The organism is Roseovarius sp. D22-M7 (genome assembly GCF_037083785.1).
In the GTDB taxonomy this organism is placed as follows: domain Bacteria; phylum Pseudomonadota; class Alphaproteobacteria; order Rhodobacterales; family Rhodobacteraceae; genus Roseovarius.
Genome location: NZ_JBAPKY010000009.1, coordinates 34475 through 61278, shown reverse-complemented (window position 1 = coordinate 61278; position 26804 = coordinate 34475). Strand labels below are relative to the sequence as shown.

Here is a 26804-nt window from a genome sequence, read left to right as displayed (position 1 = left end):
CCCAAGGTTTGTTGAACGGTTCCTAGTGCCGCGCGGCCCGGCACGGGGCCGCACGGATTGTCATGCGGCCCGGCCTAGACCCAGCGGAATACCGCTGCTGCATAGACCAGACAGGCCAGCAGCGCGTAGGGCTGCGGCGCGACCTCGAAGCCCAGCCACACCAGGTTGATGAAGGCCGAGCCCAAAAGCGTGATGAAAAGACGATCGCCGCGCGTCGTCTCGATCTGCAGGATGCCCTTGCGGGGCGTCTCCGGGTACTTGACCGCGAGCACCGTGAAGGTCGCCAGCAACGCCGCGATCACCAGAAAGAAGACCGCCGTCGGCCATGTCCATGCCATCCAAGCCATTACTGCATTCCCCTCCACGCGTTATTTTGCTGCTCCACGCAATAGGCGACCATCGAGAAGTCGTTGCCCCATTCGTTAGAGCAATGCGATGATATCTGTTCGTGAACACTTGGAGGAATGTCTTCGGCTAAAATGGACAGAGATCGCAGCGCAGATGATTGCTGTTCGAAACAGTAAATCACCATGGCGTAGTCAGTATGCCATTCGCCTTCGCACTGCGCGAGGATGGTTGCGACGGTTTCGTCAGTGTCAGCCTGAGATTTGAGGCGATCGAAAGTTTTTCCAGCCGATCTTTGTTGATCGCGGCAATACTGCACCATGGAGTAATCTGTTCCCCATTCTGCATCGCAACGCTCAATGATTGCGGTGTCGTCGTAGGCAAAGACAGCACCAGGAATCAGCAGCATAGTACATGTTACAAAAGGCGCATAAGCCCTCATCACACCCTCCCCAGGGCGAAGCCCTTGGCGATGTAGTTGCGCACGAAATAGATCACCAACGCCCCCGGCAGGATGGTCAGCACGCCGGCCGCCGCCAGCACGCCCCAGTCCACGCCGCTGGCGCCGACGGTGCGGGTCATGGTGGCCGCGATCGGCTTGGCATCCACGCTGGTCAACGTGCGCGACAGCAGCAACTCGACCCAACTGAACATGAAGCAAAAGAACGCCGCCACCCCAACGCCCGAGGCGATCAGCGGCATGAAGATCTTCACGAAGAACCGCGGAAAGCTGTAGCCGTCGATATAGGCGGTCTCGTCGATCTCCTTGGGGACGCCGCGCATGAACCCTTCGAGGATCCACACCGCCAGCGGCACATTAAACAGCGTGTGCGCGAGGGCCACCGCGATATGCGTGTCGAACAGCCCGACCGACGAGTATAGCTGGAAGAACGGCAGCGCGAAGACCGCCGGCGGCGCCATCCGGTTGGTCAGCAGCCAGAAGAACAGGTGCTTGTCGCCGACGAACTGGTAGCGGCTGAACGCATAGGCCGCCGGCAGTGCCACCGCGACCGAGATAACGGTGTTCATCGTCACGTAGATGATCGAGTTGACATAACCCATGTACCACGACGCATCGGTCAGGATCGTCATGTAGTTGGCGAAGGTCAGGTCCTGCGGCCAAAGCGAGAACGAGCTCAGAATCTCGTTGTTGGTCTTCAGGCTCATGTTCACCAGCCAGTAGATCGGCACCAGCATGAACAGAAGGTACAGCACCATCACCACGTTGACGCGCGGCAGGCGGCGGGCGGTCGCGGTGTCGGCCATCACTTGCCCTCCCGTTTGTCGAGGTTGGTCATCACCGTGTAGAACACCCAAGAGACCGCGAGGATCACGAGGAAATACATGATCGAGAACGCCGCGGCAGGGCCGAGGTCGAACTGCCCCAATGCCATCTTCACCAGGTCGATCGACAGGAAGGTCGTGGCGTTGCCGGGCCCGCCGCCGGTGACCACGAAGGGCTCGGTATAGATCTTGAAGCTGTCCATGAAGCGCAGCAGGATCGCGATGGTCAGCACTCCGGTCATCTTCGGCAGTTCGATGTAGCGAAAGACCGCCCAGCGACTGGCCTGGTCGATCTTGGCCGCCTGGTAATAGGCGTCGGGGATCGATTGCAGCCCGGCATAGGACAGCAGCGCGACCAGCGACGTCCAGTGCCACACATCCATCACGATCAGCGTGCTCCACGCCGAGTAGTAGCCTTGCGTGTAGTTGTACTCGATCCCCAGCAGGTCGAGCGTGTAGCCCAGAAGCCCGATATCGACGCGCCCAAAGATCTGCCAGATCGTGCCCACCACGTTCCACGGGATCAGCAGCGGCAGCGAGATCAGCACGAGGCAAACCGTGGCCGAGATCCCGCGCTTGGGCATGTTGAGCGCCACGAGGATGCCCAGCGGCACCTCGATCGCGAGGATGATCAGCGAGAACGCCGTCTGCCGCGCCAGCGCGTCCCACATCCGCTGCGACGACAGCATGTCGCGGAACCAGTCCAGCCCGGCCCAGAAGAACTGGTTCTGGCCGAACGTGTCCTGCACCGAGTAGTTGACCACGGTCATCAGCGGGATGATCGCGGAAAACGCGACCAGCACCAGAACCGGCAGCACAAGCAGCCATGCCTTCTGATTGACGGTCTTTTCCATCACGCGGCCTCCTCTTTGCGGGTTCCCGGCACGACGCGCCAGTCGTCGGAATAGACATTCACCGCCTCGGGCGCGAAGATCAGCCGCGACAGCTCTGCCGGAACCTCGGCGCCTTCGCCCGCGATCAGGTTGATCTGCGTGCCGTCATGGTCGCAGCGCACGATCTTGTGGCGGCCCACATCCTCGACGCGGCTCAACCGGACCGGCAGGCCGGTGTCGCCTGTTGCCATGCGCACGAATTCGGGCCGCACGCCGATCTGCACGCGGCCTTTGGGCCGACCGTAATCCGCGCCCAGCGGGATCTCGGTGCCATCCACGATGGCGCGGTCGCCCTCAACCTGCGCATCCAGAAGGTTCATCCCCGGGCTGCCGATGAAGTAGCCCACGAAGGTATGCGCCGGGCGCTCGAACAGCTCGACCGGCGTGCCCACCTGCACCACGCGCCCGTCATGCATCACCACGACCTTGTCGGCGAAGGTCAGCGCCTCGGTCTGGTCGTGTGTGACGTAGATCATCGTGTGCCCGAACTCGTGATGCAGCGCCTTCAACTGCGTGCGCAACTCCCACTTCATGTGCGGGTCGATCACCGTCAGCGGCTCGTCGAACAGCAGCGCGTTGACATCCTCACGTACCATGCCGCGGCCAAGGCTGATCTTCTGCTTGGCATCCGCGGTCAGGCCGCGCGCCTTGCGGTCGAGCGTCTCCTGCATGTCGATCATCTTGGCGATGGTCTGCACCCGCTCGGCCACGTATTGCGCGGATGCGCCGCGATTGCGCAGAGGAAAGGCAAGGTTGTCGCGCACCGTCATGGTGTCGTAGACCACCGGGAACTGGAAGACCTGCGCGATATTGCGCGCCGCGGTGCCCTGCCCGGTCACGTCCTGATCGTCGAAGAGGATGCGCCCCTGCGACGGCTGCACCAGCCCCGAGATGATGTTGAGCAGCGTGGACTTGCCACAGCCCGACGCGCCCAGCAGGGCATAGGCCTCGCCATCGCCCCAGACATGGTCCATCTCCTTCAGCGCCCAGTCTTCGGGGCCCTTCGGCGCGGGCAGGTAGCTATGCGCGAGATTGTCGAGCGTGATCTTTGCCATCTCTCCCCCCTTCAGGCCGCCTGAGCGTAGGGCGCGGGGACGACCAGCGCGCCGTCGGTGTCGAAGACGTACACATGCTCGGGGGCCAGATAGACGCGCAGGTCCATCCCCGGCTGCAACTGGCGCACGCCGTGGATCAGCCCCACCCACCGCTCGCCATGATGATCGAGATGCACGAAGGTTTCCGATCCGGTGATCTCGGTGACGCTCAACGTTGTGTCGAACGCCATCACGCCGGAGTCTCGCGCCTCGAGCTCGAGATGGTTGGGCCGGAACCCCGCGAGGTAATCGCCATCGGCGAGATCGGCCAGCGGGCCGACACCAGCCGCGGATTGTCCGTCGCCGAAGGCGATCCGCGCGCCCGCCTTGGTCACCGGCAGGAAGTTCATCGGCGGATCGCTGAACACCCGCGCTGTGGTGGCGTCGGCGGGCTCTCGGTAGACGCGCGGCGTGGGGCCGAACTGCGTGATCCGCCCCTCCCACAAGGTCGCGGTGTTGCCGCCCAGCAAGAGGGCCTCTTCCGGTTCGGTGGTGGCATAGACGAAGATACTGCCCGCGGCCTCGAAGATCTTCGGGATCTCGGCGCGCAATTCCTCGCGCAGCTTGTAGTCGAGATTGGCCAGCGGCTCGTCCAGCAGGACCAGTCCGGCATCCTTGACCAGCGCGCGCGCCAGCGCGCAGCGCTGCTGCTGGCCCCCCGACAATTCCAGCGGGCGGCGGTCCAGCATCGGCGACAGTTGCATCAGGTCGGCGGTGTTGCGCACCGCCGCGTCGATCTCGGCGGCCGACTTGCCCGACAGCTTCATCGGCGAGGCAATGTTGTCGTAGACGCTCATCGACGGGTAGTTGATGAACTGCTGATAGACCATCGCCACGGCGCGGTCCTGCACGCGCATGCCGGTCACATCCTTGCCCTGCCACAGGATGCGCCCCGTCTTGGGCGCGTCGAGGCCGGCCATCAGCCGCATCAGCGACGTCTTGCCCGCCAGCGTCGGACCGAGCAGCACGTTCATCGTGCCCGCCTCCAGCGTCAGGTCGGTGGGGTGGATATGCACCTCGCCGCCTGCGACCTTCGACACCCCCTCCAATGTCAGCGTCATGCGTTCCTCGCCTCGCTCATCCCCTGGCGGCGCGCGGGGCCGCGCTCTGCGCCTCCCGCTGCTGCCGCATCCACGTCTCCAGCGCCGCGATCTGCGCTTGGGTCATCTTCAGCCCCAGCCGCGTGCGACGCCACACGACATCCGCGCCCTCCTGCGCGAATTCGTGTTCCATCTGCCAGCGTACCTCGGCCCCGGTCAGCGTCGCGCCGAATTCCGGGCCCAGATCCGACGCGGCGGTTGCCCCCTCCAGCAAACGTGCCGCATCCGTGCCATAGGCCCGCACCAGCCGCCGCGCCCAGGCCTCGGACAGGAACGGATGCGCCGCCCGCAAATCCTTCACCAGCCGGTCCACCCCGTCAACGGCGAAATCCCCGCCGGGCAACGCCACACCCGCGGTCCAGGCCGGGCCGGCGCGCTCGAAATGCGGCACCAGCCGCGCCAACGCGGCCTCGGCCAGCTTGCGATAGGTGGTGATCTTGCCGCCGAACACGTTGAGCAGCGGCGCGCCGCGCTCCTCGCTCAAGGACAACACGTAGTCACGGGTCGCCGCAGTCGCCGATTTCGCGCCGTCATCGTAAAGCGGCCGGACGCCGGAATAGCTCCAGACGATGTCGTCACGGGTCACCGGGCGCTTGAAATACTGGCTGGCAAAGTTGCACAGATACGCGGCCTCCTCATCGGTACATTCGGGCGGGACATGGGCATCGGTATGCTCGGCATCGGTGGTGCCCAGCAAGGTGAACTCTCCCTCGTAGGGAATGGCGAAAATGATCCGCCCGTCACCGCCTTGAAAGAAGTAGCACTTGTCGTGATCGTAAAGCTTGCGCGTCACGATATGGCTGCCGCGCACCAGCCGCACGCCCTCGCTGGAATTCATCCGCAGCGTGTTGGCAATCACGTCCTTCACCCACGGCCCCCCGGCATTGACCAGCGCGCGGGCGCGAACGGTCTCGGTCTCGCCGGTAACCGCATCCTCCAGCACAACCTGCCACAGATCGCCCGCCCGCTCGGCGGATCGCACGCGCGTCCGTACCCGGATGCGCGCGCCGCGCCGCTCGGCGTCGCGGGCGTTCAGCACCACCAGCCGGCTGTCCTCGATCCAGCAATCGGAATATTCGAACGCGCGCTCGAACTTGTCCTGCAGCGGCGCACCCTCGGGCGCCTGCCGCAGATCCAGCGTCGCGGTCGCGGGCAGGATCTTGCGCCCGCCCAAATGGTCGTACAGAAAAAGACCCAGCCGGATCAGCCATGCGGGGCGCCGCCCCTTCATCCACGGCATCACGACGTTCAGGATGCGCGAGGTCGGCGTCTCGCCCTCGAACCGCATGTCACTGTGATAGGGCAGCACGAAGCGCATCGGCCAGCTGATATGCGGCATGGCCCGCAACAGCGTCTCGCGCTCGATCAGCGCCTCACGCACCAGCCGGATCTCGAAATATTCGAGGTAGCGCAGCCCGCCATGAAACAGCTTGGTCGAGGCCGAGGACGTGGCACTGGCCAGATCGTGCATCTCGGCCAGATCGACGGTCAGCCCCCGGCCCGCGGCGTCACGCGCGATGCCGCAGCCGTTGATGCCGCCACCGATGACGAACAGATCGACGACGCTGTCTTGCACGGTCTCCGTCACGCAGGCCCCTCCCTTGGCTTCGCACCGAAACGAAGCATGTTTCACCGCGCGGGGTCAAGGCAAATGTTCGTTTTCTTTCCCTTTGCGGGCAAAAGCCTACGGCGCGCACATCTTCGCGCGCGCAGAAATCCCTTTGCAATCGCAGCATTCATGCCGAATCCGCGCTGCATCGCAGCGAAGACGGGGCTTGCGCATGGAACCGAAACGAACATACTCGAACGGATAACGATCGGACCCTACCATGTCGCAAACCTTCCGCCTGCCCGACATTCTCGAGATCGCGCGCATCGAGGGCAAGGTGACGGTCGAGAACCTCGCCGAGCGTTTCGATGTCACCGTCCAGACCATCCGCCGCGATCTCACCGAACTGGCCAATGCCGGCAAGCTCGAACGCGTGCATGGCGGCGCGATCCTGCCCTCGGGTGTCTCCAACATCCTCTACGAGGAACGCCGCCGCCTGAACGAGCCCGGCAAGCTCGCCATCGCCCGCGCCTGCGCCGCGGCGATTCCCGACGACGCCTCGCTCTTTCTCGATATCGGCACGACGACCGAGGCGGTCGCGCGGGAATTGATGGATCACCGCAACCTGATGGTTGTGACCAACAACATCAACGTGGCGCAGATCCTGCTGGCCAATGCCGATTGCGAGATCATCGTCGCCGGCGGGGCGTTACGCCGCGCCGACCAGGGGCTGGTCGGCCACCTCACGGCGCGCAGCATCGAGAATTTCAAGTTCGATCACGCAATCCTGGGTTGTTCGGCGCTCGACGAGGATGGCGACATGCTCGATTTCGACATCCAGGAGGTCGTCGTCGGCCAGACCCTGCTCAACCGCTCGCGCGAGGTGTTCCTCGTGGCCGATCACTCGAAATTCCAGCGCAGCGCGCCGGTGCGCATCGGCTCGGTGCGCGATGTCGACCGGATCTTCACCGACGCGCCGCTGCCCGCCCGCCTCACCGACCGCTGCGCCGCGTGGAACACCGGCGTGCATGTCGCCACGGGCGACGGGGGCAGAGCCCCCGAACGGGTTCAGCCCAGGAAACTGCCGAACGGGATATAGCGCACGGGGTCGCCGGGCGCGATCTCGGCCGCGCCCTCGGCCAGTTCCACCAACCCCTCGGCCCAAGAAAGCCCGCTGATCCGCCCAGACCCTTCAGAGGCAAAGACCTCGGCGCGCCCCTCCCGCATCCGCGCGCGCAGGTATTCGCGCCGCCCGGGTTTCTTCGACTTCGTGAACCCGGCGGGCACGTCGAAACCCTGCGGCACGGACCAGCCCGCGCCCGACAGCACGGACATGGCGGGCCGCGCGAAGATCAGCGTGCAGACGAGGGCCGCCACCGGGTTGCCCGGCAGGCCGAAGACCGGCACCCCGCCCCAAAGCCCCAGTGCCAGCGGGCGTCCGGGCTTCAGCGCGATGCGCCACTCGGCCATCGCGCCCGCCTCGTTCAGAAGCGCCGAGACGTGATCCTCGTCGCCCGACGAGGCCCCGCCGGAGGTCAGGATCACGTCCGCCTGCCGCGCCCCGCGGTCCAGCCGCGCGCGCAATTCGTCGCGGTCGTCCGCCACGCGCCCCAGATCGATGGCCTCGTAGCCCATACGGTTCACCAGTTCCGTCAGCATCGGGCGGTTCGCGTCATATATCTGGCCCGCGCGCGCGGTCTCGCCCGGGTCGACCAGCTCGTCGCCGGTCGAGATCACCGCGACCCGCAACCGCGCGTGCACGCGCAACTCGGCCACGCCAACCGCGGCACACAGCGCCAGGTCGGCCGGAGTCAGCACCCGGCCCGGCTTCAGCACGGTATCGCCCGCGCCGACATCCTCGCCGGCGCGACGCGTGTTCGCGCCACGCTTCAAGCCGCCGCGAAAGGCGATGCGGCCCGCACGTTCCGTCACGTCCTCCTGCAGGATCACGGTATCCACGCCCTCGGGAAGTGCTGCCCCGGTCAGCACCCGGACCGCGTGGCCCGGCGGCAAGGTGCCCTCGAAGGGCGCCCCCGCGGCGGCGCGTCCCGCGAGCAGCGGCAGAACCTGGTCCCCCGCACCAAGGCTCGCATACGCAAAGCCGTAGCCATCGACCGCCGTGTTCGCCTCGGGCGGATTGGCGCGGCGCGCCACCACCGGGGCGGCCAGCACGCGGCCCGCCGCCTGCCCCAGCGGCACCGCTTCCTGGCCCACGACTGCGTGCAGCCGGTCGCGCAGCATTGCCAGCGCATCTTCAACCGGCGTCCAGTCCACACCCGCCGGCAGCGCGAAGCAATCGTCGCGCAAGGGCGGTGGGCTCAGGGGCTCGTCACAGGCGGCAATCAACTCCTCCGCATGTCCGGCCCCCAGCACCCAGCCTTCCTCGCGCGCCTCTTGCGGCAGGTCGCTCACCATGTCCGCAAGGTCGTCCGCCGGCAGCCGCGACAGCGCCCGCGCCAACAGCCGCACCTGCTCACGATCCCGGATCGTACCGCCCTGCGCCGTCGCGTCCCTGACGGCGCCCTCGATGACACCGGGCCAGATCTCGGCCAGCACGACGGGCGAGTCCTGCCACGCCTCGAACGGCCAGACCGAGACGCCGTCCAGCCGCCGCAGCCGCGCCAGCATCGGCAGCCCCATCAGCGCTTGGCTGCCCACAGTGGGATTGTAGCATAGCTGAAAACAACTGCTCGAGGTCTTCGCGGCCAGGTCGCAGGCGCGCTTTTCCGCGACCAAGTCGAAGGTGATACGGTCCTTGCGATAGGGTATGCCCGGCCAGCGGTCTGCATGCGTCTTGCCCCAGAACGGCCCCGGCCCTTCGAAGGCCGCGTTCATCGCCTCGGCCACTTGGAAGCGGTTGTTCGCGCCGCTCTCGGCATCTTTGACGCGCGCCGCCAGCCAGTCCCACAGAACCAGCGGATCATCCGACCCGGTGATCGCCCGCGCCACGCCGCGCGGATAGCCGAAGGGAAAATCGAACGCGGCCAGCAGCCGCCGCCCGGCCGCTCGTTCCTCGGCGATCAACTGCGCAATGCGCCCCTCTGCCTCGATCCGGCTGCGGCAATAGACCGGCTCGGCCTCGACCCCGCCGCGGACAAGCCCCATCCAGATTGCGTTGGCCGACGGTGCGGCAGGCGGGCGCGTGCTCGCCGCCGACCAGTCCACCACCAGAAAACTCTCGAACCCGATCACAGCCCGACCTCACCAACAATGAAATCCGCGATGCGCCCCGTGTCGTCGAGATCGAAGACCGGCCGGTCGAGATCCAGCGTGCAATCGGCCGCCACCGCCCGGATCGTCGGATCACCCGGCGCGATCAGCGGCTGCCCTGTCTCGGCCCGGAACGCCTCGATCTTGGGATGACTGTCGCGCTTGTAGCCCTCGATCAGCACCAGGTCGACAGGCGCGAGCATCTCCAGCAACGCCTCCAGCGGCCATTCCGCCGCGCCGCGCATCTCGTGCATCAGCGCGAACCGGTTGCGCGAGGCCAGAAGCACCTCGCGCGCCCCGGCCACCCGGTGCCGGTGGCTGTCCTTGCCGGGGTGATCCACGTCGAAGCTGTGATGCGCGTGCTTGACGGTCGAGACGGAAAACCCGCGCCCCGCGATCTCTGCCACCAGCCGTTCCATCAGCCCGGTCTTGCCGGCATTCTTCCAACCCGTCACCCCGTAAAGCCTCACGCCCCGGCCCTCCGGCGCGCGCGCTCCAGGTCCTCGGGCGTGTTGACGTTGAAGAACGCGTCCGCGTCCTCGAACAGCGCCTCGCGCCCCGCGTGCTTCTCGGTCCACTGCACGACCTTGCGCACCCCGCCCTCCAGCGCCGCGCGCAGATCGTCGCGCAAGCCGACCGGCCACAGGCCAAAGGTGGGATGCCGCACCCGGCCGCCGGCGCTCATCGACTTGGTCTCCTCGACGCCGCGCGGCGTCGCGGCCAGCACCAGCGGATGCGTCATGCCCGCCGCCTCGGCTTGCAGCCGCGCCACAAGGTCGCGCGGGAAAAACGGCGTGTCGCCGGCCACCGTCACGATCGTTTCGTCGCCTTCCCCCGCCGCCCAGTCGAGCCCGGCGAGAACCCCGGCCAGCGGCCCGGCGAAGCCTTCGATCGGATCGGGGATCACCGGCAGACCGAGACACGCGAACCGCGCCGCCTCGCCATTGGCGTTGAGCGCCAGCGCCCCAACCTGCGGCGCCAGCCGGGCAATCACGCTATCGAGGATGGTTGCGTCGCCCAAGGACAACAGCGCCTTGTCACCGCCGCCCATCCGCGTGGCCTGCCCACCGGCCAGGATCACACCGACTGGAACGCTCGGCGGCGCGGTCATTCCCGCGCGCTCTTGCGGCGGGCCTTGGGGCTCTCCTCGGCCACGCTGCCCGGGTCGGCGTCGCGCAGCAGGCGGTCCTCGCCGGCAAGGCAAACAAAGCGCCGCCCGCGCAGCCGCCCGATCAGCGTGAGGCCCACCTCGCGCGCGATCTCCACCCCCCAGGCGGTGAAACCCGACCGCGAGGCAAGCACCGGGATGCCCATCAGCGCCGTCTTGATCACCATCTCCGAGGTCAGCCGCCCGGTGGTGTAAAGCGTCTTGTCGCCCGGGCCGACTCCCTCGCTGAACATCCAGCCGGCGATCTTGTCGACCGCGTTGTGCCGGCCCACATCCTCCATGTAGACCAGCGGACGGGATCCTTCGCACAGCACCGTGCCGTGGATCGCGCCGGCGGCCAAATACAGCGACGGCGTGCGGTTGATCGTGGCGGCCAACGCATAAAGGTCCGAGGTCCGAACCTCCACCTTCGGCAGGGTCACGGCCTCCAGCCCCTCCATCATGTCGCCGAAGACCGTGCCCACGGCGCAGCCGCTCGTGCGGGTCTTCTTCTTCAGCTTCTCCTCGTAGGAGGTCTGCGCGTCGGTGCGCACCACGACCGTCTCGAGATCGTCGTCATAATCCACGCCGCGTACCGTCTCGTCGGCGCCCAGCATCCCCTGGTTGCGCAGAAAACCAAGGGCCAGATAATCGGGGTAATCGCCGATGGTCATCGCCGTCACGATCTCCTGCCCGTTGAGGAAGATGGTCAGCGGGCGTTCCTCGACCACCGACAGCTCGGTGCGCGCGCCCTCGTGATCGACCCCCTCGACCACGCGCGTCAGCCGCGGCGCGTCGGGATCGGGGGCGATCAGGTAGTCGGAGGGGGTGTCGCGGGTGGCCAATTGAATCTCCTCCTCGCATTGGATAGGCGACCTCGGGCAAGCACAATCCTCGAAGGGCGGCCCGGTGACGACAGAAACCACCAAATCGGTCTATTGGCAAGGCGTCCGCGACGGCGCGCCCTTCATCCTGGTGATCGTGCCGTTCTCGCTGCTTTTCGGCGTCGTGGCCACCGAGGCCGGCCTCAACGTGTTCGAGACGCTCAGCTTTTCTGTTCTGGTCATCGCCGGCGCCGCGCAGTTCACCGCGCTGCAACTGCTGACCGATGGCGCGCCCACCGTGATCGCCCTCGTCTCGGCGCTGGCGGTGAACCTGCGCATGGCGATGTACTCGGCCTCGCTCACACCGTGGCTCGGGCAGGCAAGCCTCGGGCAGCGCGCGCTCGCCGCCTATTTCACCGTCGATCAAAGCTATGCCTGCGCCATCGTCAAGTTCGAGCGGAACCCCCATTGGGACATCTCGCGTCGCCTGACGTATTTCTTCGGCGTGGTCACACCGATCTGCCCGATGTGGTATGCCTTCACGCTGGTCGGCGCGCTGGTCGGCGCGAAGATCCCCGGCGGGCTGGCGCTCGACTTCGCGCTGCCGATCACGTTCCTGGCGATGATCGGCCCGATGCTGCGTACCCCCGCGCATCTCGCGGCGGCCTTCGTGTCGGTGACCGTGGCGCTGGTCTTCGCGGGGCTGCCCTATAATCTCGGGCTGCTGGTCGCGGGGCTCGCGGGCATGACGACCGGCGCCCGCGTCGAGGTCGTGCTCGAACGCCGCGCCGCCGGGGCGGGCCCATGAGCATCGACACAATCGATCTCTGGGTGGTCATCATCGGGCTGGGCCTTGGCAGTTTCGCGCTGCGCTTCGTCTTCACCGGCCTCGTGGGCGACCGCCCGCTGCCGGCATGGGTCCTGCGCCACCTGCGCTACACCGCGGTCGCGGTGCTGCCGGGGCTGGTCGCCCCGCTGGTGGTCTGGCCCGCGGCCACCGGCGGCAGCCTGGACGCGCCGCGCATGGCCGCGGCCGTTGTCACGCTCGCCGCGGGATATTTCCTGCGCAACATGATCGTCGCCATCCTGCTGGGCGCGCTGACGCTCTATGGCGGCCTCGCCCTTACCGGCTGATCTTCATCTTTCCATAAATACTCCGGGGGTGTCGCGCCGCAGGCGCGACGGGGGCGGAGCCCCCAAACCTACAAGCGGGCGGAGCCCCCAAACCTACAAGCGGGCGGAGCCCCCTATCTTATCCTCGTGGCGCGGCCGCGCGCCGCAGCCGGTCGTTGATCGCCCGGCCGAGGCCCTGTTCGGGAATCGGCGACACCGCGATCCCCCTCGCCCCCAGCCGGTCCAGCGCATGCAGGTGGTGAAAGAGGTTCGCCGCCGCCTCGGTCAGATCGCCAGCGGGCGACAGGTTCAGATCGGCCTCGACCGCGCCGAAGCCCAGCATCGCCTCGCCGCCGCGTGGCGCGCGGGCCCCCAGCCGCACCGGCACGCCCGGCGCGTAATGCGACCGCATCTGGCCGGGCGCGCTCAGGCCCTCATCCGCGCCGCTTGTCCCGACCGGCCGGCCCAGCACCGCTTCCAGCGCCTCGACCGGCACGCCGCCGGGGCGCAGCAGCACCGGGTCGCCCGCAAGGCCCAGAATGGTGGATTCCACCCCCACCGGGCAGACGCCGCCATCGACCACCGCCTTGATGCGCCCGTCCAGACCGGCCAGCACATGGCCCGGTTCGGTCGGGCTGAGCCGCCCCGACGGGTTGGCCGAAGGGGCGGCGACCGGCCCGCCGAACACCTCCAGCAACGCGCGGGCCACCGGATGGCCCGGCACCCGCACCGCCAGCGTCGGCAGATCGGCGGTCACCAGCGGCGACAGGGCCGATCCCTCGCGCAGCGGCAGCACCAGCGTCAGCGGCCCCGGCCAGAACGCGCGCGCCACGGTCTCCGCCGCGTCCGACCACGTGACATACGCCTGCGCCGCCGCGACGCTCGCGACATGCACGATCAGCGGGTTGAAGCGCGGCCGCGCCTTGGCCTCGAAGATCCGCGCCACGGCCCGATCGTCGCGCGCATCGGCGCCCAGCCCGTAGACCGTCTCGGTCGGAAAGGCCACCAGCCCGCCCGCGCGCCAGATCGCGGCGGCGGCCGCGTAGCCGGCCGCATCCCCGCCCAAAACCTGCGTCGTCACCAATTCCGGCCCCTCTGACGCGGCGTTGCGGTTGAAGCGCCGCCGCGGTTGATTACCCTCTTACCCGACGATACGCTCTAAGGGGAGGCGGCGACGTTGCCAAGGTCCCCCTTTGCATCAGGAGAGGTCCATGCCCTATCGCGCCCCCGTCGAAGATTACCAGTTCCTGTGCGACCACGTCATCGGTCTGGCCGAGGTCGCCGCCACGGACCGCTTCGCCGAGGCGACGCCCGACACGACGGCGGCGATCCTGACCGAGGCCGCGCGCATGTGCGAAGAGGTGCTCTACCCGCTGCAACGCCCCGGCGATCTCAACCCCGCGCGGCTGGAAAATGGCGTCGTGCGTACGGCGCCCGGCTTTGCCGACGGCTACCGCGCCATCGCAGAGGGCGGCTGGGTGTCGATCAGCGCGCATCCCGATCACGGCGGCATGGGCCTGCCGATGACGCTGACGACGGCCGTCAACGAGATGATGTCCTCGGCCTGCCTGTCGCTGCAACTGGCCCCGCTGATGACCCAGGGCCAGATCGAGGCGCTGGAGCATCACGCCTCGGACGCGATCAAGGATCTCTACCTGCCCAAGCTGGTCAGCGGCGACTGGACCGGCACGATGAACCTGACAGAGCCGCAGGCGGGCTCGGACGTTGGCGCGCTGCGCACCCGCGCCGAGGATCAAGGCGACGGCACCTACGCGATCACCGGGCAGAAGGTCTACATCTCGTGGGGCGATCACGACATGACCGAGAATATCTGCCACCTGGTGCTGGCGCGCCTGCCCGACGCCGCACCGGGGACAAAGGGGATCAGCCTCTTTCTGGTGCCGAAATTCATCCCCGACGCGGACGGCACGCCGGGCCTGCGCAACGAGATCAAGGTGGTCAGCCTCGAGCACAAGATGGGCCTGCATGGCAGCCCCACCTGCGTGATGCAGTATGACGGCGCCACCGGCTGGCTGATCGGCGCGCCGCATCAGGGCATGCGCGCGATGTTCACGATGATGAACAATGCCCGCCTCGGCGTGGGCGGCCAGGGTGTCGGCGTGGCCGAGGCCGCGTATCAGCACGCGCTGGCCTTCGCGCAGGATCGCAAGCAGGGCCGCACGCCGGACCCGGAAAATCCCGACACGATCATCGGCCACGCCAATGTGCGCCGCATGCTGGCCGGCATGAAATCCGAGATCTTCGCGGCCCGCGCCATCGCGCTGGCCTGCGCGCAGGCGATCGACATGGAAACCGCCACCGGCACCAAAACGGCGGCCGCGCGGGCCGCGTTGCTGACCCCGATCGCCAAGGTCTGCGGCACCGAGACGGGCATGGCCGTGGCCAATACCGGGCTGCAACTGCATGGCGGCATGGGCTACATCGAGGAAACGGGCGCCGCGCAATACCTGCGCGACGTGCGCGTCACCGCGATATACGAGGGCACCAACGGCATCCAGGCGATGGATCTGGTCGGGCGCAAGCTTGCGGACGGGGGCGAGGCCGCCTTCGCGCTCATCGACGAGGTGCAGGCGGCGGCCGAGGCCGCGCGCGAGGATCTCCCGGTGCTGGCCGATGCCGTCTGGCAGGCCGCCGAGACGCTGCGCGAGGCGACCGACTGGATGCTCGGGCACGAGGACATGACCCAGCGTTTCGCCGGCGCGATGCCCTACCTGCGCGGCTTCGCGCGGGTGCTCGGCGGGCATTACCATCTCGGCGCGGCCCGCGCCGAGGGCGGCGATGGCGCCCGTACGCGACTGGCGCGGTTCTACATCACCCGGCTTCTGCCCGAACATGCCGGGCATCTGGCGCATGCCACGGCAGGGGCCGACGACCTCTACGCGCTGACGGCCGAGGATTTCGCGGCGTGATGGATGGCGGCGAATTCCTGCGCCACCCGTGGCCCGAACCGCCCGACCCCGGCACGGCAACGGAAGTGTCCCCCGGTGTGCTGTGGCTGCGGCTGCCGCTGCCGATGATGCTCGATCACGTCAATGTCTACGCGCTCGACGATGGCGACAGCTGGACGCTGATCGATACCGGCATCCACTCGAAACGCAGCGTGGCGCTGTGGCAGGACATCCTCGCCGGACCCCTGCAGGCCCGGCCAATCGCCCGCGTGATCGCCACCCATCACCACCCCGACCATGTCGGCATGGCGGGCTGGATCATGGACCGCTTCGGCGCGGGTCTCTGGGCGTCGCGGACAAGCTGGCTGATGGCGCGAATGCTGATCCTCGATGTCGAAGACCGCCCAACGCCGCAGGCGGTCGCGTTCTGGCGCGCCGGCGGCATGGACAAGGACATCCTCGCAGAGCGTCAGCGCGAACGCCCCTTCAATTTCGCCGATGTCTGCGCGCCGCTTCCCGTCGGCTACCGGCGGATGCAGGAGGGCGAGGTGATCCGCGCCGGCGGCCGCGACTGGGACGTGCGCATGGGCGGCGGCCACGCGGCAGAGCATGTCACGCTGTGGTCCCGCGACGACGACCTGGTGATCGCCGGCGACCAGATCCTGCCCGGCATCAGCCCCAATATCGGCGTCTACCCGACAGAACCCGAGGCCGATCCGCTGGCCGACTGGCTGGCGGCCTGCGACCGGCTGGCCCGGCACGCGCATGACGGCCACTTGGTGCTGCCGGGCCACAAGCTGCCCTTCACCGGGCTGCCGCTGCGCATTGCGCAACTGGCCGAGAACCACGTTTCGGCCCTCGACCGGCTGCGCGGCTTTCTTGCCCGGCCGCGCACCGCCGCCGACTGCTTCCCGCTGCTCTTCCGGCGCCGCGTGGATCGCGGCAGCTACGGGCTGGCGCTGGTCGAGGCTGTGGCCCATCTCAACCACCTGCATCACGCGGGCGAGGTCACCCGCCGGCGGCGCGATGACGGCGCGGTCCTGTGGCAGATGCGCGACGCCGCCGCGCGGCCCGCGCTTGGCGCGTGACAGCCCCGAGAAAATGGCGTAGCGAAAGGACCGGAGATGGCTGACGACGACGAAGGACAAAAGAACATGAAAGACGAGACCCCCGGCAAGATGAACATCGAGACGCAGGAAAAGACCTTCGAGGGATTCGTGAAGGCCGTGACCTGGTCGGTGGTCACGATCATCGTGATCCTGGTCGTCATCGCGATGATCGGCGCCTGAGGGTCCCGCGCGCGCCGTCGGCGCGGTAATCCGGCGGTGGTCAGGGACCGCTCAGTAGCTGAATTCCTCGTAGATGCGCGTCAGGTCGCCCTGCCAGCGGCCGTGATAGGCCTCAAGCAGCTCGTCGGCGGGGGTCTTGCCGGTCTCGACGCTTTCGCGCAGCGCGCCAAGGAAATGCGTCTCGTCGGGGATCATCCCGCCGCTGCCGGACCGCGCCCGCGCCGCCAACCCCGCCTCGGAGATATCCAGCACCTCGCGCGCCAGCCGCTCCATGCGGATCTCGCCGACCTCGGCCTGCAACCCGTCGACACTGGCGGCCACGCGCAGCGCATCGCGGGTCTCGGCATCCCAGCCCTTCGCAAGATCCCACGCCGCATCGAGGGCACTCTGGTCATACATCAGCCCCACCCAGAAGGCCGGCAGCGCGCATAACCGGCGCCACGGGCCGCCATCAGCGCCGCGCATCTCCATGAATTTCTTGATCCGCGCCTCGGGGAAGATGGTGGTCAGGTGATCGGCCCAGTCCGACAGCGTCGGCTTCTCGCCTGGCAGCGCCGGCAACTCGCCGCACAGGAAATCCCGGAACGACTGGCCCAGCGCGTCGATATAGCGCCCGTCGCGATAGACGAAATACATCGGCACATCGAGCGCGTAGTCGGCATAGGCCTCGAACCCGAACCCGTCCTCGAACACGAATGGCAGCATACCCGTGCGGTCGGGGTCGAGATCGCGCCACACCCGCGCGCGCCACGACTTGTGGCCGTTTGGCTTGCCATCCAGAAACGGCGAATTGGCGAACAGCGCGGTGGCCACCGGCTGCAGCGCCAGCGCCACGCGCAGCTTCTGCACCATGTCCGCCTCGGACGCGAAATCGAGATTGACCTGCACGGTGCAGGTCCGGCGCATCATCGTCTGGCCCATGGTGCCGACCTGCTGCATGTAGCGGTCCATCAGCTTGTAGCGGCCCTTGGGCATCATCGGCATCTGGTCATGCGTCCAGATCGGGGCCGCCCCCAGCCCGATGAAGCCGACGCCCACCTTGTCGGCCACGTCCTCGACCTCGGCAAGATGGATGTTCACCTCGTTGCAGGTCTGGTGGATATTCTCCAAAGGTGCGCCCGACAGCTCCAGCTGGCCGCCGGGCTCCAGCGACACGTTGGCGCCGTCCTTTTCCAGGCCGATCAGCTTGCCATCCTCCTCGACCGGCGCCCAGCCATGCGCGTCGCGCAGCCCTTCCAGTACCGCCAGCACGCTGCGCTTGCCCTCGTAGGGGATCGGCAGCAGCGTGTCCTTGCAATAGCCGAACTTCTCGTGCTCGGTGCCGATGCGCCAATCCGCGGCCGGCTTGCAGCCCGCGGCAAGGTATTCGGCCAGTTGTGACTGATTCTCGATCGGCCCGCCGCCGGTCTGAGGGATGGACATGGTCGGGCCTCCTGATCCTGCACGCATCTTTTCTGACGCGCACAGTTGGCCGCATAATCGGGTGGTGTCAATGCAGCCGGATGGCTGAGGTCACCGGCGAAACCTTCTGCCAGATCACCGTGGGGTAGTCCGGCAGGCGCCGCATCTGCGCCAGCATGTGCTCGGTGCGCAGGCCGGGCAAGGCGGCGAAGGCATCGAACAGCGCCTCGGCCCCTTCGGCATTCACGGGAATGTGCAGATCGGGCGCGCCGCGCTGGCTGAGCACCCAATGCGCGGGATGCCCCGACGGGTCAAGCGTCAGGCTGTCGAGATCGCGGATCGCCACGACGCCGCCGGTCAGCGGGCCGAAATAGGCCACCTGCCCCTCGTCCACGCGCACCACGCCGGGGCCGCCGGCGCCGTTGCGGAACCGCGCGCGCTGCACGCCCATCACCAGCACCGCGCCGGCAATGATCAGCACCGCGTAACCCAGCCAGTGCAGAAGGCCGCCGAGGCCCAGCACCCACCACAGCCCGAGCGCGGCCAGACCGGTACCCGACAGCGCCTCGCGCCAGCGCCAGAGCGCGGCGCGCGCCTGTGGCCGGATGAAGCTCATGACCAGTCCCCCAGCGCCTGCTGCCAGACAGTGAGGGCTGCGACCGCCGCGGTGTCGGCCCGCAACACGCGCGGGCCCAGCGCCACGGGATGCGCGTCGGGCATGGCCGCCAGCCGCGTACGCTCGGCATCGGAGAACCCGCCCTCGGGCCCGATCAGGATGGCCCAAGGGCCGCCGCGCGCAGCCCCCAGCGCGGCGCCGTTTCCGGCCAGCGCCTCGTCGCAGAACATCAGGCGTCGGTCGCCGGGCCAGTCCGACAGCAGCGCGTCAAGCTTCTGCAGCGCGTCCACCTGCGGCACATAGGTGCCGCCGCATTGCTCGGCGGCCTCGACGGCATGCGCCTGCAGACGGTCGCGGCGGATCCGCTCGGCATTGGTGAACTCGGTCTGCACCGGCAGGATGCGCGACGCCCCCATCTCGGTGGCCTTTTCCACGATGAAATCGGTGCGCGCCTTCTTGATCGGCGCGAAGATCAGCCACAGGTCCGGCGGGTCGCGTTGCGGCGCGGTCTGTGCCTTAGCGACCAGCGTGCCGGCGCGCTTGCCGGCCTCGGTCACCTCGGCGCGCCATTCGCCATCGGATCCGTTGAAGACCAGCACCGCGTCGCCCACGCCCTGCCGCATCACGCCGAAAAGGTAATGCGCCTGATCGCGGGTCAGAGGAACGGTTTGCTCCTCCCCCAGCGGCTGCTCTACATAGAGCCTGATCTTCGCCGTTTTCATGAGGCCTACATATGACCGGACAGAACCAGACGCCAGAGGCCCAGACAGAGACCGCGGGCGCGGTGGCCGACGCCTATCGCGGCAACTGGGTGGACCGCGCGGCGCCCTATGCTGCCCGACCCTACCTGCGGCTGTCGCGCGCCGACCGCCCCATCGGCACGTGGCTGTTGCTTCTGCCCTGCTGGTGGGGGCTGAGCCTCGCGATGCTGTCAGACGGGCGCGCGGGCTGGCACGACCTGTGGATCGCGGCGGGCTGCGCTTTGGGCGCTGTGCTGATGCGCGGCGCGGGCTGCACGTGGAACGACATCACCGACCGCGACATCGACGGGTCGGTGGCGCGCACCGCCTCGCGCCCGATCCCATCGGGGGCGGTCACGCCGCGCGGGGCGTTCGCGTGGCTGGTGGCGCAGGCCCTTCTGGCCTTCTGCATCCTGCTGACCTTCAACTGGGCGGCGATCGGGCTGGGGATCGCGGCGCTGCTGCCGGTGGCGATCTATCCGTTCGCCAAGCGGTTCACCTGGTGGCCGCAGATCTTTCTCGGGCTGGCCTTCAACTGGGGCGCGCTGCTGGCCTGGACGGCGCATTCGGGCAGCCTGGGGTGGCCGGCGGTGATCCTCTACCTCGCGGGCATGGCGTGGACGCTGTTCTACGACACGATCTACGCCCATCAGGATGCCGAGGACGATGCGCTGATCGGGGTGAAATCCACCGCAAGGCTCTTCGGCGACGCCTCGCCGCGCTGGCTGCGCGGCTTCGCGCTGGCCTGCGTGGCGCTGATGGCCGTCGCGACCGGTCTGGCGGTGCAGGGCGGCGACCTCGCGCTGGTGGTGGCGCTTGGCGGGCCGCTGGCGATGGGCTGGCACATGCGGCGGCAGCTCTACCGGCTCGATCTCGACGACACCGACGGGCTCTTGGCGCTTTTCCGCTCGAACCGCGACGCGGGCCTGCTGCCCGTGCCGTTTTTCGCCGCCGCCTTCCTGCTGTGATTGATATCGCCCGGCCGCACGCCTAGAACCGCGCGGCAGGAACCAGAGGGCAAGACCCCATGCGGCTATCGATCATCTTCACCGTCACCGCGACATTCGCCGCCGCCGCGGCGCTCGGCGTGGTCGCCGCCGGCTTTGCGGTCACCGAGATCGAGGATGCCTCGCGCGGCCAGGTCCGCGCGGCGTTCGAGGACCGCGACATCGGCTGGACCAAGGTCGAGACCGACGGCCTGCAGGTCACCCTCACCGGCACCGCCCCGACCGAGGCGGCGCGCTTTCGCGCGCTGTCGGTCGCCGGCGGCACCGTCGACGCCACGCGCGTCATCGACCGGATGCAGGTGCAAGAGGCCGAGGGCGTCGCGCCGCCGCGCTTCGCGATGGAGATCCTGCGCGGCGAGCACGGGATCTCGCTGATCGGGCTGGTGCCCGAAAGCCTCGACCGCGCACAGCTTCTGGACGACATCGCGGCGCAGACCGGCGGCGCGCCGGTCTCGGACCTGCTGGAAACCGCCGATCACGTCCCGCCCGACACCTGGGCAGAGGCGCTGAATTTCGCCGTCCGCGCCCTGGGCGATCTGGCGCATACCAAGATCTCGGTCAGCGCGACCCGCGTGGCGATCACCGCCATGGCCGAAAGCGCGGCCGACCTGCGCCGGCTCGAGACCGATCTGGCGCGCCGCGCGCCGGACGACGTGCGGCTGGCGCTCGACCTCACCGCGCCGCGCCCCGTAGTCACGCCCTTCGCGCTGCGATTCGTGCTCGACGAGCGCGGCGCGCGGTTCGACGCGTGCTCGGCCGATACCGAGGCGGCCCGCGACCGTATCCTCAGCGCCGCCGGCCGCGCCGGGCTGCGGCAGAAGGCCGACTGCACCGTCGGCATGGGCGTGCCCTCGCCCCGCTGGGCCGAGGCGGCGGAAATGGCGATCGCGGCGGTCGCAGATCTGGGCGGCGGCAGCGTGACCTTCACCGATGCCGACATCACCCTGCGCGCCCCCGAGGGCACGCCGCAGCAGCGCTTCGACGACGTGGTGGGCGGGCTCGAATCGGCCCTGCCGGAGGTCTTCGCGCTCAAGGCGACCCGGCCCGAGCCGCCCGATGACAGCAAGCCCGAGACGCCGGATTTCATCGCCACCCTCTCGCCCGAGGGGCAGGTGCTGATGCGCGGCCAGCTGGGCAGCGCGCAACTGCGCGAGACCGCGACAAGCTTCGCGAGGGCGCGCTTCTCGTCGGACACGGTCAGCATGGCGGCGCGCGTCGCCGAAGGCCTGCCGCGCGACTGGCCGATGCGGGTGCTGCTGGGGCTCGAGGCGCTGTCGCATCTGGCCTACGGCGCAGTCACCGTGACCCCCGATCACGTCGCGGTCTCGGGCCGCACCGGCGACAAGGGGGCGGGCAACGCGCTGTCGGCACTGCTGTCGGACACGCTGAAGGCCGAGGCGCAATTCAGCATCGACGTCACCTATGACGAGGCGCTCGACCCGGTCGCGCAACTTCCCAGCCCCGCCGAATGCCAGGACCGCCTCGCCGCGGCCCAGGACGCGCGCAAGATCGGGTTCGAGCCGGGCTCGGCTCAGATCGACGCGGACAGCGTCGCGACCATGGACCGGATCGCCGACATCCTGCGCGACTGCGGCGAGATGCGCATGGAAATCGCCGGCCATACCGACAGCCAGGGCCGTGAGGCGATGAACCAGCAACTCAGCCTCGACCGCGCCCGCGCGGTGCTCGAGGAATTGCGCCTGCGCCGGGTTGCGACATCACGGATCGAGGCCGAGGGCTACGGCGAAAGCGACCCCATCGCCGACAACGACACCGCCGAGGGCCGCGAGATCAACCGCCGCATCGAGTTCCGCGTGGCCCGCCCCGAGGCCGTCTCCGGGGCCGCCACGATCCCCGTGACCGGGCCGATGATCCGCGACGCGGCGGCGGCCGACATGGCGCCTGCCCCACCCGACCCGCCCGACCTCTCGGACCTGCCCGAGATCACCGGCGACACGCGCCCCGCCCTGCGCCCCGACACGACAGACGGGACCGGCGATGAACAGGACTGAATTCATCATCGCCACCGCCATCGTGCTCTTCGTGGCGTTCTGCGTCGGCTGGTTCACGCATTGGCTGATCCACCGCCTCATCCGCGTCCCGGCCTCGGACGTGGCCGAGCTCGAGCGCCTCGCGCAGGAATTGCACGAGGCCGAACAGGCCCGCGACGACGCGATCACCTACCAGCAACAGCGCGAGGCGGAGCTGACCGCGCAGCTCGGCCAGTCCGAGACCGAGCTGCGCGCCGCCCGCGACGAGATCCACGCGTTGCGCGCGCGCCTCGAGCGCCAGACCTCCTCGGGCTGACCGGGCTGACCGGGCACCCGCCGCACAGGATCCCCCGCATGTCGTTCCGCCGTCACGCGATCTATTTCACGCCGCCCCCCGGGGCGCTGGCCGACATCGGGGCTGCGTGGCTGGGCTGGGACAGCGCGACAGGCAAAGCGGCCGGCCCGTGCGCGGTCCCCGGCCTGCCCGCGCACGCCACCGAGATCACCGAGACGCCGCGCAGATACGGGCTGCACGCGACCCTCGCTCCGCCCTTCCGGCTGGCAGAGGGGCAGACCGAGGACGCGCTTCACGACGCCCTCGCCCGCCTCTGCCACGGCACGGCGCCGGTCACGATCGACAGCCTTCGGATCGCCGCGATGGGCCGGTTCCTCGCCCTTGTGCCGACCGCGACGCCCCCGGCGCTTGGCGCGCTGGCCGCGGACGCGATACGCGCCGTCGACGGTCTGCGCGCGCCGCTATCGGCGGCAGAGCTTGCCCGCCGCCGCAGCGCCACCCTGACGCCGGAACAGGACGCGAACCTCGTCCGCTGGGGCTATCCTTACGTGATGTCGGCCTTCCGCTTTCACATCACCCTGACAGGCAAGCGCCCGCGCGCCGAACTGCCCATGATCCGCGACGCCCTCGCGCGGCACCTGATGCCGGCGGTGCCGCGCCCCTTCGTCATCGACGCGGCCTCGCTGATGGGCGAGGACGCGCAGGGACGCTTTCACCTGATTCGGCGCCAGCCGCTCGGGTCCGGGTGACGGATCGTCCGCAACGCCGCCCGGCCTTTTTTTCGCAACATGCGCAGATCGGTCATCGTTTGGTCACAAGACGGGTGTATCGTTTGGGCATTCAAGCTCGCGATTCGGACCCTCGTCTTTCAGCACCTATCAGGCGGCCTTCGTCCCGCACGGGGGCCGCCTTTTCGCATCGCCCTCTCTTGCGGGGATTCGGTCGGCGGCGTAGACCTTTGCCATGACAGGATCGCCCCGCGCCCGCCTGACCCGTGACGACTGGATTGCCGCCGGCTTCGAGGCGTTGCAGGCCACCGGGCCCGACGCCCTCGGGGCCGAACCCCTGGCGCGCCGCCTCGGCACCACCAAGGGGTCGTTCTACTGGCATTTCAAGGATGTGCCGGCCTTCCACGCCGCCCTGCTCGGCCGGTGGCAGGCCGAGGCCGAGACGGCGCTGCTGGCGGCCTCCGGCGTGACCGACACCGCGCGCCTGCGCGCCACGGCCCAGGCCATCGGCGACAGCCCCCATCACGACAGCCCCGCCCTGCGCTGCGAGCCGATGATCCGCGCCTGGGCGCGCGGCAACGCCACCGTCACCGGCCCCCTGCGCGACGTGGACGGCCTGCGGCTGGCGCGGCTGCGCGACCTGCTGGCCGCCTGCGGCATCGGCAACCCCGAAATGGCCCGCATCCTCTACGCCGCGGCGACCGGCATGCAGGTGCTGCAGGATGCCGGTCGCGACGAGACCGCGAACGCCATCGGCTCGCTCGTCGACCTCATCCTCGCGCTGCGATAGCGCCGTCCAGAAGGTTCAGGCCAGACAAGGCCGTCGCGACGACAGGACCCGCAGAACCGGTCAGGTGACAGCGATGCGGACGTTCCGGCAATTCACTGCAGGTTCAGCTTCGACCGGGCTGACGGCCGGGGTTATGCGGGTCAATAGCGCGATCGGCCGCAAACGCCCGCATCATCGCAGAAGACACCGGCAAGCCCGCCAATGATGGCCCCGCGGCCGCCGTCCCCGTCGATAGCCTTCGCCGCGCCATAGCCGAGGGCTGCCCCGACAAGGCCGCGCTCCGTATCACTGTCGATTGCGGCACCGGGTGCGCAGGCCGAGAGCAGCGCGGTTGCGGCGATGAGCGGATAGAGGAATTTCATGTTGGTCTCCTGAGGGGCCGACAGTGGTTCGGCGGCATTGCGGGTTTCCGGGCGGCTGCGGCGATTCGTGTCCCCGCAGCCCCCGCGGTTGCAAATGCTCATACGCCGAAGGCGCGCTGTTATCCGATCACCGGCAGGCGTTCCGAGGGTGCTATCGGATAGCAACGCGTCCGGATCACGCGAACGATGGATCGCGACCCGCCCCGGCGCGCAGATCCGTCGCTCATGGGGGTGTCTTGCAAGCGGCCGTGACCGGTCCACTGCACCTGCGGCATGCCAGCCGAATCGACCCTCGAGCCGGCGCGCACCGCGGACCTGACCGGCTCAGCCCGCCGCGCTGCGCCCGGCCTGCGCGGCAAAGCGCGCGACGTAGCGCGCGCGGGCCTCGGGCAGCGGCTTGTCCCCCAGATGCGGGGCAAGGTGATGGCCCAGGAAATGGCCGGTCACGTCGAGGCCCTGCAGGATCTCGGCATCGGGAGCCGGGCCCTCGCCCAACAGGCACGGTGGTAGCGGCAGCAGCCGGTCGGCCCAGTCCCCGGCCCCGGCGCGCGACACCGCCCGCCCGGTGCGCGGCGAGATGAAGCTCAGATCGTTGGCCGTCTCACCCATGACCGCGCAGCGCCGCAGGTCAAGGCCGAAGCCCATCTCCTCCAGCAGCAGCATCTCCCAGTTGAGATAGGCGAGCGGCCAGATCCCGGGCTGGTCCAGAAGATCCAGCAGCACCAGGCTCTGGCGGTACAGCCGGGCATGGACCTGCCGCTCCGGCAGGGCGTGCAGCAGCAGCGCGCAGACCGCGTTCAGCCCCGACAGCGCCATGCGGTCGGCCATCGACCACGCCCGCGACCTCACCGGCTCCACCCGGAAGGTCCCGAGATGATCCTCGAGCCGCGCGCGCCATTCCAGGTCAAGCTGCGCGCCGGGCTGCAGCACCGGCGCCATGCGGCGCGAGGTCCCGCCGCGCACGATGCCCGCATGCCGTCCGTGGCCGGGCGTGAACACCTCGATGATCGCCGAGGTCTCGCCGTGCCGGCGCGCGGCCAGCAAGATGCCCTGATCGCGCCATTCCATGGCCGCCTGCCCCTTCAGATCCCTCGGGATGCCACCCCACACCAGAACGGCGGGTTTGCCAAGGGCGCCAAGAGGTTCAGCGGACCGAGATCACCGTGCAGTCGGCGTGTTGCAGGACCTTCTGCGCCACGCTGCCCAGCAACAGGCTCTTGAGCCGCCCGAGGCCGCGATGCCCGACCACGATGACATCGGCCCCGGCCGAGGTGGCCATGTCGAGGATCGCGTCGGCGGGATCGCCCTGCTCGGTCATCGTGTCCACCTCGCGCACGCCAAGCTCCCGCGCGCGGGCGTCCGCCCGATGCACGATCTCGTCGCCGATCGCCGTGATCGCGGTGACCACGTCGCCCGACGGCCGCGTATCGGAGAAAAGATCCCCCGAATGCCCCGTCAGGACCCGGAAATCGACGGTGCTCTTCTGGCTCGCGCTTTGCGCGAGGTGCTCGATCTCTGCCATGCGCGCAAGCTCGGCCGACGGGCGCGCGAATTGCAGGACGTGGCCCACCGTCAGCGGCACGTCGAATTTCGCCGCCATCTCGGCGGCCATGTCGATGGCTTTCATGGCGGTGTCGGAGCCATCCGTCGCGACGAATACGTGTTTCATCTTCCCCTCCTGAACGTCTGCGCGTCCTTGCGGACACAGATCCGGCAAGCGTAGCCGGTCGGCGCGGGCGGATCCTTAATGCAGATCAAGCCGCGGTGTCAGCCGTCCAGTCCCGGCGCGTCCAGAAGGTGCCGGCCGTGGCGGTCCTCGACCTCGACCACCCAGAGATCGGGATCGCGCGCCCGCTGCCGCGCGATGGCGGTGTCGACCGACGCCTCGAACCCCTCGGCCAGCGGCAGCCACACGCGCGCGCCCGTCATCGGATCGACCGAGCGTTGATAAAGCACAGCCTGCCCGTCCAGCGTGTTGAGCTTGACCAGCACCGCGCCGCCGGTATCGTCGCCATGCGCCACGATGAAGGCCGGGATGTCGGCCAGCCGCAGCCGCGCGAGATAGGCGTCGATCCAGAACCGCGCGGTCAGGCGGGCCATGGCGCGCCCGTGTTCAG

At 68.7% G+C, this 26804-nt stretch carries 30 protein-coding genes; 11 read left to right on the top strand and 19 right to left on the bottom strand.

The window, feature by feature from the left end:
* Positions 1-74: 74 nt before the first annotated feature.
* Genes V8324_RS06170 through glpD form a run of 7 tightly spaced genes read right to left on the bottom strand, consistent with a single transcriptional unit; the run spans position 75 to position 6304 of the window.
* Positions 75-347 carry a DUF2160 domain-containing protein gene (locus V8324_RS06170; RefSeq protein WP_336419052.1) on the bottom strand — a complete coding sequence of 91 codons (273 nt, stop codon included), beginning with the start codon at positions 345-347 and terminating at the stop codon, positions 75-77.
* Positions 347-787, bottom strand: coding sequence for a hypothetical protein (locus tag V8324_RS06165; RefSeq protein ID WP_336419051.1), 441 nt, complete (start codon positions 785-787; stop codon positions 347-349). The genes V8324_RS06170 and V8324_RS06165 overlap by 1 nt, the downstream gene beginning before the upstream one ends.
* The gene (locus V8324_RS06160) at positions 787-1611 is read right to left on the bottom strand and encodes a carbohydrate ABC transporter permease (protein WP_336419050.1); all 825 of its coding nucleotides are present in this window, start codon (positions 1609-1611) and stop codon (positions 787-789) included. Before V8324_RS06160 ends, V8324_RS06165 begins: the two co-directional genes overlap by 1 nt.
* Positions 1611-2483, bottom strand: a complete 873-nt coding sequence (locus V8324_RS06155) for a carbohydrate ABC transporter permease (RefSeq protein ID WP_336419049.1) — start codon at positions 2481-2483, stop codon at positions 1611-1613. Before V8324_RS06155 ends, V8324_RS06160 begins: the two co-directional genes overlap by 1 nt.
* Positions 2483-3577: an ABC transporter ATP-binding protein gene (locus tag V8324_RS06150; protein ID WP_336419048.1), complete on the bottom strand. Its 1095-nt coding sequence runs from the start codon at positions 3575-3577 to the stop codon at positions 2483-2485. Before V8324_RS06150 ends, V8324_RS06155 begins: the two co-directional genes overlap by 1 nt.
* Positions 3578-3588: 11 nt before the next feature.
* Positions 3589-4677: an ABC transporter ATP-binding protein gene (locus V8324_RS06145; RefSeq protein WP_336419047.1), complete on the bottom strand. Its 1089-nt coding sequence runs from the start codon at positions 4675-4677 to the stop codon at positions 3589-3591.
* A gap of 16 nt (positions 4678-4693) precedes the next feature.
* Positions 4694-6304 carry a glycerol-3-phosphate dehydrogenase gene (gene glpD / locus V8324_RS06140; RefSeq protein ID WP_336419046.1) on the bottom strand — a complete coding sequence of 537 codons (1611 nt, stop codon included), beginning with the start codon at positions 6302-6304 and terminating at the stop codon, positions 4694-4696.
* Between the two features lie 241 nt (positions 6305-6545).
* On the opposite strand from glpD, the gene V8324_RS06135 reads away from it, so the two are divergent.
* A complete protein-coding gene (locus V8324_RS06135) occupies positions 6546-7364 on the top strand; it encodes a DeoR/GlpR family DNA-binding transcription regulator (protein WP_336419045.1) in 819 nt (272 codons plus the stop codon).
* Here V8324_RS06135 and V8324_RS06130 read toward each other — a convergent pair.
* The 4 genes from V8324_RS06130 to V8324_RS06115 are packed head-to-tail and all read right to left on the bottom strand — an operon-like array spanning position 7334 to position 11473.
* A complete protein-coding gene (locus V8324_RS06130; RefSeq protein ID WP_336419044.1) occupies positions 7334-9457 on the bottom strand; it encodes a molybdopterin-binding protein in 2124 nt (707 codons plus the stop codon). The two genes, V8324_RS06135 and V8324_RS06130, sit on opposite strands and share 31 nt — an antisense overlap.
* The gene (gene mobB / locus V8324_RS06125) at positions 9454-9945 is read right to left on the bottom strand and encodes a molybdopterin-guanine dinucleotide biosynthesis protein B (RefSeq protein WP_336419043.1); all 492 of its coding nucleotides are present in this window, start codon (positions 9943-9945) and stop codon (positions 9454-9456) included. The genes V8324_RS06130 and mobB overlap by 4 nt, the downstream gene beginning before the upstream one ends.
* The gene (gene mobA, locus V8324_RS06120; protein ID WP_336419042.1) at positions 9942-10586 is read right to left on the bottom strand and encodes a molybdenum cofactor guanylyltransferase MobA; all 645 of its coding nucleotides are present in this window, start codon (positions 10584-10586) and stop codon (positions 9942-9944) included. The genes mobB and mobA overlap by 4 nt, the downstream gene beginning before the upstream one ends.
* On the bottom strand, positions 10583-11473 hold the full coding sequence (locus tag V8324_RS06115) for a formate dehydrogenase accessory sulfurtransferase FdhD (protein ID WP_336419095.1): 891 nt from the start codon (positions 11471-11473) through the stop codon (positions 10583-10585). Before V8324_RS06115 ends, mobA begins: the two co-directional genes overlap by 4 nt.
* Before the next feature lie 58 nt (positions 11474-11531).
* On the opposite strand from V8324_RS06115, the gene V8324_RS06110 reads away from it, so the two are divergent.
* Entirely contained in the window at positions 11532-12254 is a 723-nt protein-coding gene (locus tag V8324_RS06110; RefSeq protein ID WP_336419041.1) for an AzlC family ABC transporter permease, read from the top strand.
* Positions 12251-12580, top strand: a complete 330-nt coding sequence (locus V8324_RS06105) for an AzlD domain-containing protein (RefSeq protein ID WP_336419040.1) — start codon at positions 12251-12253, stop codon at positions 12578-12580. The genes V8324_RS06110 and V8324_RS06105 overlap by 4 nt, the downstream gene beginning before the upstream one ends.
* Positions 12581-12698: 118 nt before the next feature.
* Here the strand turns inward: V8324_RS06105 and V8324_RS06100 are convergent, their stop codons facing one another.
* Positions 12699-13643 carry an L-threonylcarbamoyladenylate synthase gene (locus V8324_RS06100; RefSeq protein WP_336419039.1) on the bottom strand — a complete coding sequence of 315 codons (945 nt, stop codon included), beginning with the start codon at positions 13641-13643 and terminating at the stop codon, positions 12699-12701.
* Positions 13644-13770: 127 nt separating this feature from the next.
* Between V8324_RS06100 and V8324_RS06095 the strand changes: the two genes are divergently transcribed.
* Genes V8324_RS06095 through V8324_RS06085 form a run of 3 tightly spaced genes read left to right on the top strand, consistent with a single transcriptional unit; the run spans position 13771 to position 16757 of the window.
* Entirely contained in the window at positions 13771-15489 is a 1719-nt protein-coding gene (locus V8324_RS06095; RefSeq protein WP_336419038.1) for an acyl-CoA dehydrogenase, read from the top strand.
* The gene (locus V8324_RS06090; RefSeq protein WP_336419094.1) at positions 15489-16556 is read left to right on the top strand and encodes an MBL fold metallo-hydrolase; all 1068 of its coding nucleotides are present in this window, start codon (positions 15489-15491) and stop codon (positions 16554-16556) included. Before V8324_RS06095 ends, V8324_RS06090 begins: the two co-directional genes overlap by 1 nt.
* A gap of 36 nt (positions 16557-16592) precedes the next feature.
* Complete coding sequence (locus tag V8324_RS06085; RefSeq protein ID WP_336419037.1) at positions 16593-16757, top strand: aa3-type cytochrome c oxidase subunit IV; 165 nt, start codon at positions 16593-16595, stop codon at positions 16755-16757.
* Positions 16758-16808: 51 nt separating this feature from the next.
* Here the strand turns inward: V8324_RS06085 and V8324_RS06080 are convergent, their stop codons facing one another.
* The 3 genes from V8324_RS06080 to V8324_RS06070 form a co-directional block, all read right to left on the bottom strand.
* Positions 16809-18179: a glutamate--cysteine ligase gene (locus V8324_RS06080; RefSeq protein ID WP_336419036.1), complete on the bottom strand. Its 1371-nt coding sequence runs from the start codon at positions 18177-18179 to the stop codon at positions 16809-16811.
* A 67-nt stretch (positions 18180-18246) separates the two neighbouring features.
* Positions 18247-18774: a hypothetical protein gene (locus V8324_RS06075; RefSeq protein ID WP_336419035.1), complete on the bottom strand. Its 528-nt coding sequence runs from the start codon at positions 18772-18774 to the stop codon at positions 18247-18249.
* The gene (locus tag V8324_RS06070; RefSeq protein ID WP_336419034.1) at positions 18771-19496 is read right to left on the bottom strand and encodes a 16S rRNA (uracil(1498)-N(3))-methyltransferase; all 726 of its coding nucleotides are present in this window, start codon (positions 19494-19496) and stop codon (positions 18771-18773) included. The genes V8324_RS06075 and V8324_RS06070 overlap by 4 nt, the downstream gene beginning before the upstream one ends.
* An 11-nt stretch (positions 19497-19507) precedes the next feature.
* On the opposite strand from V8324_RS06070, the gene ubiA reads away from it, so the two are divergent.
* The 5 genes from ubiA to V8324_RS06045 all read left to right on the top strand — a co-directional run bounded on the left by ubiA (position 19508) and on the right by V8324_RS06045 (position 24325).
* On the top strand, positions 19508-20482 hold the full coding sequence (gene ubiA / locus V8324_RS06065) for a 4-hydroxybenzoate octaprenyltransferase (protein WP_336419033.1): 975 nt from the start codon (positions 19508-19510) through the stop codon (positions 20480-20482).
* 59 nt (positions 20483-20541) lie between these two features.
* Complete coding sequence (locus V8324_RS06060) at positions 20542-22533, top strand: OmpA family protein (RefSeq protein ID WP_336419032.1); 1992 nt, start codon at positions 20542-20544, stop codon at positions 22531-22533.
* Positions 22520-22828: a hypothetical protein gene (locus V8324_RS06055; protein WP_336419031.1), complete on the top strand. Its 309-nt coding sequence runs from the start codon at positions 22520-22522 to the stop codon at positions 22826-22828. Before V8324_RS06060 ends, V8324_RS06055 begins: the two co-directional genes overlap by 14 nt.
* 38 nt (positions 22829-22866) lie before the next feature.
* On the top strand, positions 22867-23556 hold the full coding sequence (locus V8324_RS06050; RefSeq protein WP_336419030.1) for a DUF1045 domain-containing protein: 690 nt from the start codon (positions 22867-22869) through the stop codon (positions 23554-23556).
* 214 nt (positions 23557-23770) lie between these two features.
* A complete protein-coding gene (locus V8324_RS06045) occupies positions 23771-24325 on the top strand; it encodes a TetR/AcrR family transcriptional regulator (RefSeq protein WP_336419029.1) in 555 nt (184 codons plus the stop codon).
* A 140-nt stretch (positions 24326-24465) separates the two neighbouring features.
* Here the strand turns inward: V8324_RS06045 and V8324_RS06040 are convergent, their stop codons facing one another.
* The 4 genes from V8324_RS06040 to V8324_RS06025 all read right to left on the bottom strand — a co-directional run bounded on the left by V8324_RS06040 (position 24466) and on the right by V8324_RS06025 (position 26787).
* Positions 24466-24687, bottom strand: a complete 222-nt coding sequence (locus V8324_RS06040) for a hypothetical protein (protein ID WP_336419028.1) — start codon at positions 24685-24687, stop codon at positions 24466-24468.
* Between the two features lie 324 nt (positions 24688-25011).
* Positions 25012-25755 carry a DNA repair protein RecO gene (gene recO, locus V8324_RS06035; protein WP_336419027.1) on the bottom strand — a complete coding sequence of 248 codons (744 nt, stop codon included), beginning with the start codon at positions 25753-25755 and terminating at the stop codon, positions 25012-25014.
* Between the two features lie 76 nt (positions 25756-25831).
* Entirely contained in the window at positions 25832-26356 is a 525-nt protein-coding gene (locus V8324_RS06030) for a universal stress protein (RefSeq protein ID WP_336419026.1), read from the bottom strand.
* A gap of 98 nt (positions 26357-26454) precedes the next feature.
* Complete coding sequence (locus tag V8324_RS06025; RefSeq protein WP_336419025.1) at positions 26455-26787, bottom strand: DUF1491 family protein; 333 nt, start codon at positions 26785-26787, stop codon at positions 26455-26457.
* Positions 26788-26804: the final 17 nt, after the last annotated feature.